Here is a 14,635-nt window from a genome sequence, read left to right on the forward strand (position 1 = left end):
GGAAAAGTTTTGACTGTGATTTCGATGTAAGCTTCAGAAACCAAAAACTTTATTAGCTTAGCGTAAAGGCGATCAATGAAGTTAAGTAGCGTCGGCTATGTTCCACTCTAAAGTGATAGCCGATATTTTTTACGGCTCTTTTTGAGGATTTTGATGATGTAAGTAAATTTCTTCTGACAAAAAGTACACCGTGCTAAAATAGATAGGATAATTAGACGATTAGAGGGGGTATTCGGGCATGATCTATCGGCAAGCGGATCAGCAGTTTGATCTCGTTTCAGATTACCAACCAACGGGTGATCAGCCAGAAGCAATTGAACAATTAACCAGGGGAATTAAAAAGGGTGAACATGCCCAAATTCTCTTGGGGGCAACGGGGACCGGGAAGACCTTTACCATCTCCAATGTGATTAAAAACGTCAATAAACCAACCTTGATTCTTTCCCACAACAAGACCCTTGCTGGGCAGCTTTATGGGGAAATGAAGAAGTTTTTTCCCCACAATGCGGTGGAGTACTTTGTTTCTTATTATGATTACTACCAACCGGAAGCCTACGTACCATCAAGTGATACCTATATTGAAAAGGACGCTTCAATTAACGATGAAATTGACCAACTTCGGCACTCGGCAACTTCATCGTTGTTAGAACGTAACGATGTGATTGTTGTCGCTTCAGTTTCTAGTATCTTTGGATTAGGGTCCCCGGCGGAATATCAAAACCACGTGGTATCTTTGCGGGTAGGGCAAGAAATCTCCCGTGATCGCTTGTTGCGGGAATTAGTAACGATTCAATTTGATCGCAATGATATTGATTTCCAACGGGGCCGCTTCCGGGTGCGCGGTGATGTGGTTGAAGTTTTCCCCGCTTCTCGGGAAGAGAAGGCTTTGCGGATTGAGTTTTTTGGGGATGAGATCGACCGCATTCGGGAAGTCGATGCCTTAACCGGTGAAGTATTTGGTGACTTAGAACATGTTTCGATCTTCCCGGCGACCCACTTCTTAACCAGTGATGAGATCATGGACTTAGCCTTGCCAGAAATTGAAGCCGACATGAATAAGCAGGTTGAAAAATTTACCAAAGAAGGTAAGCTTCTTGAAGCTGAACGGATTAAGCAACGGACAACCTATGATATTGAAATGATGCGAGAAATGGGTTACACCAACGGAATTGAAAATTATTCCCGGTACATGGATCGCCGGAAGTCGGGTGAACCACCGTATACTTTGCTTGACTTCTTTCCGAAGGATTTCTTATTAATCGTCGATGAATCGCACCAAACGATGCCCCAAGTCCGGGGGATGTACAACGGGGACCGGGCCCGGAAGCAACAATTGATTGACTACGGTTTTCGGCTTCCTTCGGCTTTAGATAACCGGCCACTGAAGTTAGCCGAATTTGAAAAGCATGTTAACCAAGTAATTTATATGTCAGCCACGCCCGGACCATACGAAGAAGCCCAGACGGACCACGTTGTCCAACAAATTATTCGGCCAACCGGCTTGCTTGATCCAACAATTGAAGTCCGGCCAATCATGGGTCAAATTGATGATTTGGTAGGGGAGATTAACAAGCGGATCGAAAAACACGAACGGGTCCTTATCACTACCTTAACCAAGAAGATGTCAGAAGACTTATCCGACTACCTCAAAGACCTGGGTTTGAAGGTGAAGTATCTCCACTCTGATATCAAGACTTTAGAACGGACGCAGATTATTCGGGATCTGCGACTCGGAAAATTTGACGTCCTGGTTGGGATCAACCTTTTACGGGAAGGGTTGGATATTCCAGAAGTTTCCTTAGTGGCGATTCTGGATGCCGACAAAGAAGGATTCTTGCGGAATGAGCGATCCTTGATCCAAACGATTGGGCGGGCGGCCCGGAACGCAAATGGGGCGGTCATTATGTACGCTGACACGGTAACTGAATCAATGCAAAAGGCGATTGATGAAACTAAACGGCGGCGGAAAATCCAAGAAGCTTATAACAAGAAACATGGCATTACACCGAAGACGATTATTAAACCAATTCAAGAAGTGATCTCAGCGGTTAAGAAGGTTGAAGATGATGAAACGGATCAATCCGCTGAATTTACGGCCGCCGACTTTGCCAAGTTAAAGGCCAGTGAACAAAAGCAGATGTTAGCCGAATTAACCGATCAGATGCGGTCGGCTGCTAAGCGCCTGGACTTTGAACAAGCGGCCACACTCCGGGATACGATCATGGAACTAACGGCGCAACAAAAAGGGAAGGGGAATAAAACTCGTGGCAAGTAATGAAAAGATCGTCATTAAGGGCGCCCGCGCTCACAACTTAAAAAACATTGACGTAACGATTCCCAAAAATAAGCTGGTGGTAATTACCGGTCTTTCAGGATCGGGGAAGAGTTCCCTAGCCTTTGATACGCTTTATGCGGAAGGCCAGCGTCGCTACGTGGAAAGCCTATCTGCCTATGCCCGCCAATTTTTAGGGCAAATGGATAAACCAGATGTTGATTCGATTGAAGGCTTATCACCAGCAATTTCCATTGACCAGAAAACCACTTCTCATAACCCGCGGTCAACCGTGGGGACGGTGACTGAAATTAACGATTTCCTCCGGCTGCTCTGGGCCCGGGTGGGAACCCCAATTTGTCCGAATGACCACATTCCAATTTCTAGTCAATCGCCAGAACAAATGGTTAACCGGGTCTTAGAATTACCCGAACGAACGAAGTTACAGATCCTCGCTCCAGTGGTCCGGGATAAAAAAGGAACCCAAAAGAAGACCTTTGACCAAATTAAAAAAGATGGCTTTGTCCGGGTTCAAGTTGATGGTGAGATTTATGATGTTGAGGAATTACCAGAACTTGATAAGAATAAGAAGCACCAGGTAAACGTTGTCGTTGACCGGATTGTGATCAAAGCTGGCGTCCGTTCACGGCTCTTTGATTCTTTTGAAGCGGCCCTTCGCCTTAGCAGTGGTTACGCGATTGCGGATGTAATTGGTGGAGATCCGATCTTTTTCTCTGAGCAATACGCTTGCCCAATTTGTGGTTTTACGGTTGGTGAACTTGAACCCCGGCTTTTTTCTTTCAATGCTCCAATTGGTGCTTGCCCAGCTTGTGAAGGGCTTGGTTCCAAATTAGAAGTCGATGAAGATCTCGTTATTCCAGATCGGGGAAAGACGCTCAACCAAGGGGCCTTAGAACCTTGGAATCCAATTTCTTCTAAGTACTATCCAGAAATGTTAGCTCAATTCTGCCAATCGGCTGGGATCGACATGGATACCCCGTTTAAGAAGCTGCCAAAGAAGCAACAGACCCAGCTACTTTACGGGAATGGTGATAAGCTATTCCACTTCCATTACGAAAACGATTTTGGTGGGGTCCGGGATGTGGATGTTCCTTTTGAAGGCGTCATTAACAACGTTAGTCGCCGTTACCGGGAAACTAATTCGGATTTTACCCGGGAACAAATGCGGAAGTACATGGCAGAATTACCATGTCCGGTTTGTCATGGGTACCGGTTAAATAACCGGGCTTTAGCAGTGAAGATTAACGATCAAAACATTGGGGAAGTTAGTGAACTACCAATCAGCAAGGAGTTAACCTTCTTCAAGGGTCTTAATTTAAGCGAAGCGAAGGTAGAGATTGCCCGGCCTATTTTAAAGGAAATCATTGACCGCCTTACGTTCATGCAAAATGTCGGGGTTGATTATTTAACCCTTAGTCGAGCAGCGCGGACCCTCTCTGGTGGGGAAGCCCAGCGGATTCGGTTAGCGACCCAAATCGGTTCCAATCTTTCTGGGGTGATGTACGTCTTGGACGAACCATCAATTGGACTCCATCAACGGGATAATGACCGTTTGATTGCTTCCTTAAAGAAGATGCGCGACCTGGGGAATACCCTAATTGTCGTTGAACACGATGAAGATACGATGTTAGCAGCGGATTACATTGTCGACATTGGTCCCGGCGCTGGAGAAAAGGGTGGTCAAGTGATGGCCGCCGGGACCCCCAAGCAAATTATGCGGTCGCGGAAGTCCTTAACCGGGCAATTCTTATCCGGTAAGCAACAAATCGAAGTCCCTGCAAGTCGGCGGCCTGGTAATGGAAAATTCATTACCTTAACTGGTGCGAGTGAAAATAACTTGAAGAATCTGACGGTCAAGTTCCCGCTAGGTGACTTTATTTGCGTGACCGGGGTTTCGGGTTCTGGGAAGTCAACCTTGGTTAACCAAATTTTGAAGCGGATTTTAGCGCAAAAGCTCAATCATAATTCAGAAAAGCCCGGGAAGTACAAGTCAATCGCGGGGCTCGAAAATATTGAAAAGATCATTGATATTGACCAGTCGCCAATTGGCCGGACCCCACGAAGTAACCCAGCAACCTACACTGGGGTTTTCGATGATATCCGTGACCTCTTTGCCCAAACTAATGCTGCTAAGGTCCGGGGTTATAGTAAGGGCCGTTTCAGTTTCAATGTTAAGGGTGGCCGCTGTGAAGCCTGTCATGGGGATGGAATTATCAAGATCGAGATGAACTTCTTACCTGACGTTTATGTACCATGTGAAGTTTGTCATGGGACCCGGTATAACTCCGAAACCCTAGAAGTTGAATACAAGGGGAAGAATATCGCCCAAATTCTTGATATGACGGTAAGTGAAGCCCTTGACTTCTTTAGTGCGATTCCAAAGATTCGCCGCAAGCTGCAAACGATTGAAGATGTTGGCCTTGGTTACGTTCGTCTCGGTCAACCAGCGACAACGCTTTCTGGTGGGGAAGCTCAACGGATGAAGTTGGCCAGTGAATTACACCGCCAATCGCATGGCAAGAGTTTCTACATTTTGGATGAACCAACGACCGGTCTCCACATGGCGGATATTCGGCGCTTATTAGCAGTCCTCCAACGGTTAGTTAATGCTGGCAATACCGTCTTGGTCATCGAACACGATCTTGACGTGGTGAAGTCTGCTGACTATCTTATTGACCTTGGTCCCGAAGGGGGCGAAGCCGGTGGCCAAATTGTCGCCACGGGGACTCCTGAAGAAGTTGCCCAAGTTGCTGAATCTTATACCGGTCAATACCTCAAGAAAATGTTGGAACGGGATAAGGAACGGGCAGAAGCAAAGCAGTAGCTAAACGCTTGGTTGCCCTATTTGATCTGTCAAAATTAAGTTGGCTAGTTTGCACAAACGTTCCTTAAATAAGAGCGGTTTTAACAAATTAGAAAGCCAGGATAATTAAGGGAAAATTTAAAGGAAGATGAAAAATGAAAACAGTTGCGCTTGGGGGAAGTAAAATTCAAGCTTCCCAAATTGCTTTAGGGATTATGCGGATGGGCAACTTAGCCCAAGCAAAGTGTGATCAAGCTTTAGAAGCTGCTCTTGAAAATGAGATTAACTTTTTTGATTCAGCTGATATCTATGGGCGGGATCCAGAAATCGGCCGTGGGTCTTCAGAAGTCCATTTTGGTCAAGCTTTAAAGGATGTTGGGGTTGATCGAGAAAAAATCTTGATTCAATCTAAGGGAGGAATTTTTGCCGATGAAAATGATCATTTAACTCGCTACGAAGCTAGTAAGGAACATCTTTTAGCCTCAGTTGATGGGATTTTAAAGCGGCTTGGAATTGACTACTTAGATTTCTTCTTAATTCATCGGTTGGATGCCCTAGTAGATCCTGAAGCCGTGGCAGAAGCCTTTGATCAACTCAAGCAAAGTGGTAAGGTCCGTCACTTTGGAGTTTCAAACTGTCATCCTAGTCAAATTGAACTTTTACAAGCAGCAAGTCATGAACCACTCTTGGTGGATCAACTCCAATTTGGTCTTGGCCATACCCAAATGATTGACGAAGGATTGAACGTTAATCGAGCTGAGGCTGACCACACCAACGGTTTGATGGAATACTTGCGCCTTCACCACATGACTTTACAAACTTGGTCCCCCTTCCAATACGGTACCTTTGCCGGAACCTTCATTGATCATCCGGACTTTCCTGAATTAAATCAGGAATTGGCAAAGTTAGCCGCTAAGTATCAAGTTTCGAAAAATGCGATTGCGCTTGCTTGGATTTTGCGCCATCCGGTAATGCCACAAGTCTTAATTGGCACGATGAACCCTAGCCATCTTCAAGATAGTGTGGCCGGTAGCGAAGTCACATTAACTCGTCAAGAATGGTATGATTTGTACTTGGCAGCTGGTCACAAATTACCTTAATTTGACAAAAATAATGAAAAGACACGCCCGGTATGTTATGATTGTCCAGTATGTTAAAAAAGGGGAGATTCTCCATGGAGAAGAAATTTGAAGTTGTGGTTATCACGGGAATGAGCGGGGCCGGAAAAACGGTCGCCGTTCATGCTTTTGAAGACCAAGGCTATTTCGTTATCGATAATATTTTGCCCAGCCTTGCGCTGCAATTTATCAATGTGATTAAGCGATCGGGCGAATTTTCTAAGATGGCCATGGTCATGGATGCCCGTTCTAAGAGTTTTTATGAAGAAATGGCCCCTTGTTTGGATACTTTGCGGTCACAAGCTGATTTAAACGTTAAATTGTTATTCCTAGATGCTGACGATGTCAAGCTGGTTTCCCGGTACAAGGAAACCCGGCGGTCGCATCCTTTAGCTGAACATGATGGGGTGCTAGCGGGGATTCAGCGTGAACGGCACTTAATGGCGAACCTCAATAGCGAAGCCGACGTTAAAATTGATACGACGACCTTAACGCCTCGGAACTTAAGTTTACGGATTGCTGATTACTTTGGGGATGGGAGTGGGCAAACCCCATTCTACGTCCAAGTTGAATCCTTTGGCTTTAAGTATGGGTTACCCTTGGATGCTGACATCGTAATGGATGTCCGCTTTTTACCAAACCCATTCTATTTACCAGAACTTAAGCATTTAACGGGAAATGATCAGCCGGTGCAAGAGTATGTGATGGCTTCTCCAATGGCCAAGGACTTTTATTCCCACTTACGTTCCTTATTAAACGTGGCCCTACCGGGTTACGTGAAGGAAGGTAAGTCGAGTTTGACGATTGCTATTGGCTGTACAGGAGGCCAGCACCGCTCAGTGACGATCGCCAACCAGTTGGCCAAAGATTTAAAGGCTGCTGGTTACCATACCTACATTGACCATCGGGATGTGGATAAAGCTAAATAAAAGGCTCTACCCGGAATTGTGCGTTGGTAAGAGTAAGCTAATTTATATCTAGCCAATCACCAATCCTAAGGTTAATGGGATCAAAAGATGTGTGATTAATTTTGAAGCTATACAGAAAGAAATGATTTAAATGAGACATCGTCCAAGAGTTGTGGTGATCGGGGGTGGAACGGGACTTCCGGTCATTCTCCGCGGCTTACGGGATAAAAACGTAGATATCACGGCAGTGGTAACTGTGGCTGATGATGGGGGGTCATCCGGAATTTTGCGGAATTACGTTAACGTGGTTCCACCTGGTGATATTCGGAATGCCTTGGTAGCGTTAACTAATATTCCCAAAATCGAACGCGATATTTTTCAATACCGGTTTGACAGTTCTGACCAGTTCTTAGCCGGCCATGCGATTGGTAACTTAATCATCACGGCGCTAGCCGAGATGAAGGGTGATATTTACCGAGCGGTCCAGGAATTAGCAGAAATGATGCAAATTAAGGGCCACATTTATCCGGTAACGAATGAGCCGTTGACCCTAAACGCTGAATTTACCGACGGCACAACTTTGAGCGGGGAATCAGAAATTACGGCAGCGCATAAGCAAATCAAGCGGGTTTGGGTAACGCCAACCAATGATGAAGACGGTCATCAACCAGCTGCGATGCGGGCTGTGATTGAGGCGATTTATGATGCTGATCAAATTGTCCTAGGACCTGGGAGTTTATTTACCAGTATTTTGCCAAACTTGGTAATTCCAAATGTTGGTAAGGCCGTTAAAGAATCGAAGGCCGAAGTGGTCTATATTTGTAACATCATGACCCAAAAAGGGGAAACCGACCACTTCTCAGACGCCGATCACGTCCGCGTCTTAAATAACCACCTCGGTGAAAACTTTGTGGATACAGTGTTAGTTAATATCCAGCCGGTTCCCGAAGATTACATTAACTTCCAGGAATGGAATGAAATTTCAGAACCAGTTAAGCATGACTTCGCCGGTCTACGTGACCAAGGTTGCCGGGTAATTTCGGCTAATTTCTTGCGGTTACGGGACAATGGGGCTTTCCACGACCGGGATAAGGTGGTCGAAGAACTTCTCAACCGGTTGCACGATGTTCACTAGTTTGACTGGAACCTAGCCATGCTTTCAAAGGAGGAAACTATGTCATACGCAAGTGAGGTAAAAAAAGAACTCACCGGCATTAAGGTGCATGCCGATAATGCCAAAGCTGAATTAATGGCCTTAATCCGGATGAATGGCTCGTTAGGAATTGCCAATCAACAGATGGTACTTTCGGTTCAAACGGAAAGCCCGGCAATTGCTCGGCGTATTTATTCTTTACTTAAAGAATTCTTTGCGGTTGAGTCTGAAATCGTGGTTCGCCGGAAAATGAAGCTTAAGAAAAATAACACTTACGTGGTACGGTTACGCCACCATGTTCAAACAATCTTGACGACCTTAGGGATCTTGGATGGTTTTAAGATTATGGAAAAGGTGCCAACGGGGATGTTGAAGAATGATTTAATGATCCAATCCTACCTCCGGGGAGCCTTTTTAGCCGGGGGATCGGTCAATAATCCAGAAACTTCTCGTTATCATTTGGAAATCTATTCGCTTTATGAAGAACATAACCAGATGATTGCGGATTTGATCAACCGCTTCGGTCTTAATGCCCGGACCACTAGTCGGCGGAGTGGCTACATTGTTTACCTCAAAGAAGCCGAAAAAATTGCCAATTTCTTACAACTAATCGGGGCAACTTCGAGCATGTTGGAATTTGAAAATATTCGGATTGTCCGTGATATGCGAAATTCGGTCAACCGACTTGTTAACTGTGAAAATGCCAATATGGATAAGGTGGCGACGGCTTCTAACAAACAAGTTGAAAACATCCGCTTGATCGAAGCAACGGTTGGGTTAAATAGTTTGCCTGATAAGTTAAGAGAAATTGCCCAGACACGGCTCGACCACCAAGAAGTTAGTTTAAAGGAACTTGGGACCCTGGTACCGGGGGGGCCAATTTCAAAATCAGGGGTCAATCATCGCCTCCGAAAATTGAATGCCTACGCGGAAAAAATTCGGACGGGAGCTTGATGAACCATTGCAATCATGATAGCGTTACCACTCGCAGAGCGGTGCGCTTTTTCTTATGTATCAACGGTTTGAGCGTTTGTACTTTTTTCACAAAACCACAAGAAATGCGACTTAAAAACTGTACTTTTTAGCCGAGCGTGTTAAAATAAGTTTTGTAAATTAATTATTTGTTTTCCTAAAAGGAGGAACTTACAGTATGACTGTTAAGATTGGTATCAACGGTTTTGGTCGGATCGGTCGTTTGGCTTTCCGTCGGATTCACGAATTACACTCTGATGCTATCGAAGTTGTTGCAATCAACGATTTAACAACGCCTTCAATGCTTGCTTACTTGCTTAAGTATGACTCTACTCATGGCAAGTTCCCAGGTGAAGTTTCCGCTTACGATGAAGGGATCATCGTTGATGGTAAGAAGTACCCTGTTTACGCAGAACGCGATGCTAAGAACATTCCTTGGGTTAAGAATGATGGTGTTGACTTCGTTCTTGAATGTACTGGGTTCTACACTTCTGCTGAAAAGTCCCAAGCTCACTTGGATGCCGGCGCAAAGCGGGTATTAATCTCTGCTCCTGCTGGTAACATCCCAACGGTTGTTCCTGGTGTTAACTTGGACACTTTGAAGTCAGATGACAAGATTGTTTCTGCAGGTTCATGCACGACCTCTTGCTTGGCTCCAATGGCTTACTTCTTGAACAAGAACTTCGGCCTTAAGGTTGGTACGATGACCACTGTTCACGCCTTCACTTCCACGCAAGCTATCCTTGATGGCCCTCGTGGTAAGAAGATGCGGAACAACCGGACTGCTTCTACCAACACGATTCCTCACTCTTCTGGTGCTGCTAAGGCCATTGGTCTTGTTATCCCAGAATTGAACGGTAAGCTTTCTGGTCACGCTCAACGGGTTGGTGTTGTTGACGGTTCCTTGACTGAACTTGTTTCTATCTTGAACAAGAAGGTTACGGTTGACGAAGTTAACGATGCTATGAAGAAGGCTACTGATGGTAACGAAGCTTACGGTTACACTGAAGACCCAATCGTTTCCTCAGACATCATTGGCTCAACTTACGGTTCTGTCTTTGACCCATCTCAAACTGAAATCATGGAAGCCGAAGACGGTACGCAATTAGTTAAGACCGTTGCTTGGTACGACAACGAATACGGGTTCACTTCAAACATGATCCGGACCTTGATCCACTTCGCAACTCTTTAATTGCAAGTTGATCTTGACATTAGGTGGGAGGAGGCGACTCCGCCCACCTTTTTTAAAAAATTAAAATAAGAGAGGAGTTAGCTGAAATGGCTAAATTAACCGTTGAAGACCTTCAATTAGAAGGCAAAAAGGTATTGATGCGGGTTGACTTCAACGTTCCTGTTAAGGACGGGGTTGTTGGCGATGACAACCGGATCGTGGCTGCTTTGCCAACGATCAAGTACGTGATCGAACACAAGGGGAAGGCAATCTTGTTCTCCCACTTGGGTCGGGTTAAGAAGGAAGAAGACAAGCCTGGACTTTCGATGCGGCCAGTTGCCGAAAAGCTTTCTAACCTTTTGCAACAACCAGTTACGTTCGTTCCGGTAACGGAAGGTCCACAATTGGAAGAAGCAATTGATAAGATGAATGATGGGGACGTTTTGGTCGTTCAAAACACCCGTTACGAAGATGTTAAGGATGGCGAATACGTTAAGCGCGAATCTGGTAACGACCCTGAATTAGGCAAGTACTGGGCATCCTTGGGAGACGTCTTTGTTAATGATGCCTTCGGGACTGCTCACCGGAAGCACGCTTCTAACGTTGGAATTGCCACTAACATGCCTGGTAAGGCGGCTGCTGGTTTCTTAATGGAAAAGGAAATCAAGTTCTTAGGTGACGCGGTTGACAACCCTGTTCGTCCATTTGTCGCTATTCTTGGTGGGGCTAAGGTTTCCGACAAGATCGGGGTTATTAATAACCTCCTCGAAAAGGCCGACAAGATTATTGTTGGTGGGGGGATGGCCTACACTTTTGCCGCTGCTAAGGGTGAAAAGATTGGTAACTCCCTCGTTGAAAAGGACAAGATCGATGTTGCTAAGGAAATCTTGACGAAGGCTGGCGACAAGTTAGTTCTCCCTGTTGATAACGTAGTGGCTAACAAGTTTGCTAACGATGCTGACTCCAAGGTTGTTGAAGGCGATATTGAAGATGGTTGGATGGGCCTTGACGTTGGTCCTAAGACCGTTGATCTCTTTAAGAGTGTCCTCGCTGATGCGAAGACGGTTGTTTGGAACGGTCCAATGGGTGTCTTTGAAATGCCAAACTTTGCCAAGGGGACCTTGGAAGTTGGTAAGTTCTTAGGGACTTTGTCTGACGCTACGACGATTGTCGGTGGTGGGGACTCTACTGCGGCCGCTAAGCAACTTGGCATTGCCGATAAGCTTACGCACATCTCCACTGGTGGTGGGGCTTCCTTGACTTACTTGGAAGGCCAACCATTACCAGGGATCGTAGCATTATCTGAAAAGTAAAAAGAGGCCTTGGTACCTCAAACTTAGTTTCCGTGTCAAATACGGAGACAGCAAAAGGGACTGTTGTGGAATTTATTCCATGACAGTCCCTTTTTTAGATAGAAATTAATTTCTATCTATACCCGAACTTATAATTGCTATCTTTTTAAAATTATTCGATAATTGAGATACAGAAGGAGGGGATTACGTGCGAAAACCATTAGTTGTTGGAAATTGGAAAATGTATAAAACGATCACAGAGGCTGTTAACTATGTTGATCAAATTAAAGGGGCGTTGCCAACACCTGAAAAGGTTGAGGTTGAAATTGCTGTGCCAACTTTGTTTTTACAATCTTTAGTTGAACGAACTGCTACTAGCCCGTTAAAAATTGCAGCGGAAAATTGTTTTTATCATGATGAAGGGGCTTTTACGGGAGAAACCAGTCCGGTTGCCTTGCGTCAATTAGGAGTTAAACACGTTATTTTAGGTCACTCCGAACGCCGACGTTTGTTTTATGAAACGGATGAAGTGGTGAACCAAAAAGTGCATGCGGCTTTAAACGCTGGAATTTGTCCAATTTTATGTGTGGATGAAACGATGAAACGCGGTCAAAGCCATGGTCAGGTTGCCTGGATGGTTAGCCAAGTCATTGCTGGCCTTAAGGGGGTGAATGAAGATGAAATGGCCCGGGTCACAATTGCTTATGAACCAAGTTGGGCAATTGGGTCTGGAAAAGTTGCAGCGACCCCCAGCGAAGCCAATGAAGGTTGCTATCTAATCCGACAAACCATCGCGGCTTTGTATAACGACCAAATTGCTAACCGGATCCGGGTTTTATACGGTGGGAGTGTTAATGAGACTAACTTAGTTGACTTGATGGCGCGGTCGGATATCGATGGGGTACTGATTGGGCGGGCGTCCTTGGATCCAACCAATTTCTTAAAATTAGTTTCGATTGTTAGCGCCAGTGAAGGAGGAAGCGATGCTTAAAAAAGTCTTAGTAGGGAATGCTTATACTGCCATTGATCATCACCAAATCAAGTTTTTACCACAGGCTTTAATTGAGATTGATTCTAGTGGGGTGATCGACCGGGTCCTAGAACCAACGGCTCCTGACTACCAAGCTGCATATCAAGCCGCTCAACAAGCACACCTGCTAGAAAAAGTACCAGCCGATCAAGTTATCTTCCCTGGTTTTGTGGACCTCCATGTCCACGCACCCCAGTGGCCTCAAGCAGGTTTGGCCTTGGATAAGCCCTTAGCTGCTTGGTTAAATGATTATACTTTTCCCCTGGAAGCTAAATATCAGGATCTTGATTTTGCCCGTCAGGTTTACCATGAACTGGTTCATGAACTGCTGGCTCAAGGAACCACGACCGTCCTCTTCTTTGGGACGATTCATCCGGAAGCTAATCTCGTCCTTGGTGAGGAGAGTCTTCATCAAGGGTTACGCACCCTAATCGGTCGGGTGGCAATGGATAATCCAGATCAAACCCCCGCTTATTACCGGGACTCAAGTTCTCAAGCAGCCATCGTTGCAACGGAAACTTTTATTCATCAATTAAATGATCTTGGTAAGGACAATCCCTTATCCCCAATTCCGGTAATTACCCCGCGGTTTGTGCCATCCTGTACTGATGCAACTTTAGCAGGCTTAGGAAGACTCGCCCGGAAATACGATCTCCCCGTCCAATCTCACGTGAGTGAAAGTAATTGGGAACACCAATATGCCATTGACCGTTTTGGTATCCATGATGCGGCGGTGCTGGATCACTTTGGCCTTTTGACTTCCCGGACCGTTCTTGCTCACGCCACCCAATTGACGCCAGAAGATCAAGCCCTACTTCGTCAGCGCAAAACCGCAATTGCCCACTGTCCAATTTCAAATGCTTACTTTGGCAATGGGGTTCTCCCGGTTAATGATTTATTAGCAGCCAAGAACCGGGTTGGCTTAGGAACCGATATTTCAGGTGGCTATTCCCCAAGTCTTTACGATAATCTCCGCCATGCCGTTGCGCTTTCTCAGGTGCGTAATGATGGGATTAGTCGTGATGATGAAGGGATTGCCAATTCTCGGATTTCCATGGTAGCATCTTTTTATCTTGCCACGGTTGGTGGGGCCGAAGCTTTGAATCTGCCAGTCGGTCGGATTCAAGCAGGCAAAATTGCTGATTTACAGGTGGTTAAGGATCGCTTTAAGCGGCCAACTGAGACCGCTCAAGAACGCTTTGAACGAATTCTTTATCAAACCCACCGCAGTGAAATTATGCAAGTCTACACGCAAGGAGACCAGGTTTATCAAGCCTAATGGGAAAATATTTGTTTAAGATTATGGAACCAAGCACGCTTTTGTTGAGCCTGGGAAACGTCCTGGGTAACTTCAACGCACCCAAGATATTCACCAGTTGTATCATGTAAAGCGTAAAAGGCGATGTTGACAGGATGATGATGGTAGGTGATCAGCAGGGAGATTGATTGACGCTTGCCACTGTGCATTTGATCCAAGACAGTCTGAACGCGTTGTTTAGCATGCCCTGGATGAACTTCTAAAACGTGCTTCCCTAAATCGGCTTCGGTTCGCTTAAATAGCCGGTGTTGATTCATGGACGACCAGCGGATAATGTCATCTTGATCAATAAAATCAAATTCAACCGGAATCGTCTGAAAAATTGCTGTTAACTGTTCAAGGGTGAGCCTGCCACCTGGTAATTTTATATTGGTCATTTTAAATTCCTCCAACTCATTATTATCCTTTGTAATAATAATACCACTTAGATTATCTTTATTATAATCAACATAAAAATATTGAAAATTGATGAAAAATGTTTGAGGCCATTAAGTAATAAACAAAAGTGGGAATCGCTATTGGTAACGCTTTCTAAAAAATAGCTGGTAAATATGACTTGTTTTAAGGTGAACAAAAT

General features: G+C 45.2%; 11 protein-coding genes. 10 read left to right on the plus strand and 1 reads right to left on the minus strand.

The window, feature by feature from the left end; all coding sequences use genetic code 11:
* Positions 1-238: 238 nt before the first annotated feature.
* From uvrB to H5993_RS02720, 10 genes are all read left to right on the plus strand, one after another.
* Positions 239-2,275 (plus strand): excinuclease ABC subunit UvrB, encoded by a 2,037-nt coding sequence (gene uvrB / locus H5993_RS02675; protein WP_204776112.1) that lies wholly within the window; start codon positions 239-241, stop codon positions 2,273-2,275.
* A complete protein-coding gene (uvrA, locus tag H5993_RS02680) occupies positions 2,265-5,117 on the plus strand; it encodes an excinuclease ABC subunit UvrA (RefSeq protein WP_204776113.1) in 2,853 nt (950 codons plus the stop codon). The genes uvrB and uvrA overlap by 11 nt, the downstream gene beginning before the upstream one ends.
* A gap of 134 nt (positions 5,118-5,251) precedes the next feature.
* Positions 5,252-6,196 carry an aldo/keto reductase gene (locus tag H5993_RS02685; RefSeq protein WP_204776114.1) on the plus strand — a complete coding sequence of 315 codons (945 nt, stop codon included), beginning with the start codon at positions 5,252-5,254 and terminating at the stop codon, positions 6,194-6,196.
* A 74-nt stretch (positions 6,197-6,270) separates the two neighbouring features.
* Positions 6,271-7,143, plus strand: a complete 873-nt coding sequence (rapZ, locus tag H5993_RS02690; RefSeq protein ID WP_204776115.1) for an RNase adapter RapZ — start codon at positions 6,271-6,273, stop codon at positions 7,141-7,143.
* Positions 7,144-7,273: 130 nt separating this feature from the next.
* Positions 7,274-8,257, plus strand: coding sequence for a gluconeogenesis factor YvcK family protein (locus H5993_RS02695; RefSeq protein ID WP_180870391.1), 984 nt, complete (start codon positions 7,274-7,276; stop codon positions 8,255-8,257).
* 39 nt (positions 8,258-8,296) lie between these two features.
* A complete protein-coding gene (gene whiA / locus H5993_RS02700; protein WP_180870389.1) occupies positions 8,297-9,229 on the plus strand; it encodes a DNA-binding protein WhiA in 933 nt (310 codons plus the stop codon).
* A 196-nt stretch (positions 9,230-9,425) separates the two neighbouring features.
* On the plus strand, positions 9,426-10,439 hold the full coding sequence (gene gap / locus H5993_RS02705; RefSeq protein WP_204776116.1) for a type I glyceraldehyde-3-phosphate dehydrogenase: 1,014 nt from the start codon (positions 9,426-9,428) through the stop codon (positions 10,437-10,439).
* A gap of 86 nt (positions 10,440-10,525) precedes the next feature.
* Positions 10,526-11,731: a phosphoglycerate kinase gene (locus tag H5993_RS02710; protein ID WP_204776117.1), complete on the plus strand. Its 1,206-nt coding sequence runs from the start codon at positions 10,526-10,528 to the stop codon at positions 11,729-11,731.
* Positions 11,732-11,918: 187 nt separating this feature from the next.
* Positions 11,919-12,701 carry a triose-phosphate isomerase gene (gene tpiA, locus H5993_RS02715; RefSeq protein WP_204776118.1) on the plus strand — a complete coding sequence of 261 codons (783 nt, stop codon included), beginning with the start codon at positions 11,919-11,921 and terminating at the stop codon, positions 12,699-12,701.
* Positions 12,694-14,019 (plus strand): amidohydrolase family protein, encoded by a 1,326-nt coding sequence (locus H5993_RS02720; RefSeq protein ID WP_204776119.1) that lies wholly within the window; start codon positions 12,694-12,696, stop codon positions 14,017-14,019. Before tpiA ends, H5993_RS02720 begins: the two co-directional genes overlap by 8 nt.
* On the opposite strand, the gene H5993_RS02725 is transcribed toward H5993_RS02720, so the two are convergent.
* Complete coding sequence (locus H5993_RS02725) at positions 14,016-14,435, minus strand: PAS domain-containing protein (protein WP_204776120.1); 420 nt, start codon at positions 14,433-14,435, stop codon at positions 14,016-14,018. The two genes, H5993_RS02720 and H5993_RS02725, sit on opposite strands and share 4 nt — an antisense overlap.
* Between the last annotated feature and the right edge of the window lie 200 nt (positions 14,436-14,635).

It is taken from the genome of Limosilactobacillus alvi (assembly GCF_016900115.1).
GTDB lineage: Bacteria > Bacillota > Bacilli > Lactobacillales > Lactobacillaceae > Limosilactobacillus > Limosilactobacillus alvi.